Source organism: Sphingomonas endophytica, from assembly GCF_001476895.1.
In the GTDB taxonomy this organism is placed as follows: domain Bacteria; phylum Pseudomonadota; class Alphaproteobacteria; order Sphingomonadales; family Sphingomonadaceae; genus Sphingomonas; species Sphingomonas endophytica_A.
In genome coordinates this window covers 1-900 of the sequence record NZ_LDTB01000320.1, presented here as the reverse complement: position 1 = coordinate 900, position 900 = coordinate 1, and the positions used below count along the sequence as shown (strand labels likewise).

1 pseudogene is annotated in these 900 nt (G+C 62.4%); it reads left to right on the top strand.

What is annotated here, in order from left to right:
* Positions 1–16 precede the first annotated feature (16 nt).
* Positions 17–900, top strand: a pseudogene (locus NS334_RS17440) (esterase-like activity of phytase family protein); the annotation flags it as partial.

Genomic DNA, 900 nt, shown 5'->3' with positions numbered 1-900 from the left:
TTCCGGCATCAAGGCAATGCCCGACGGCACGTTCTGGGTGATCACCGACAACGGCATGGGCTCGCGCTACAACTCGGCGGACTCGATGCTGTATCTGAACCGCTACAAGATGGACTGGGCCGGCGGCAAGATCGAGCGGCCGGAGACCGTGTTCCTGCACGATCCCGACAAGAAGGTGCCGTTCCGCATCGTGCATGAGGACCCTGCCAAGCGTTATCTCCCCGGCGCCGACTTCGACACCGAGGGCTTCCAGATCATCAACGACACGTTCTGGATCGGCGACGAGTTCGGGCCCTACATCCTCAAGGCCGACAAGACCGGCAAGATCCTCGCCGTGTTCGAGACCGTCGCCGACGGCAAGCCGGTGCGCTCGCCGGATCACTGGGCGGTGCAGTCGCCCGGCGCGCCCGGCGCCACCTACACCAACGTCAATCTGCGCCGCTCCAAGGGTTTTGAGGGCTTTGCCTCTTCCAAGGACGGCAAGTTCCTGTACGGCCTGCTCGAAGGACCGCTGTGGGATGCCGACAAGAAGGATTGGGAGAAGGTCGACGGCAAGGAAGCCTCGCGCATCCTCGAATTCGACGTCGCGGCGGAGAAGTTCACCGGGCGCTACTGGCAATATGTGTTCTAGCAGAACGGCAATGCGATCGGCGACTTCAACATGATCGACCCGACCCAGGGCCTCGTGATCGAGCGCGACAATGGCGAAGGCACCGCCGACAAGGCCTGCCCGCAAGGCCAGCGCGGCGAGAACTGCTTCCCCGATCTCGCCAGGTTCAAGCGGGTCTACAAGATCGAGCTGTCGGATGCCAATATCGGCAAGCCGGTGCGCAAGGTCGCCTATATCGACCTGATGAAGATCCGCGATCCGAACAAGAAGGCCCGCAAGCCGCTCAACGA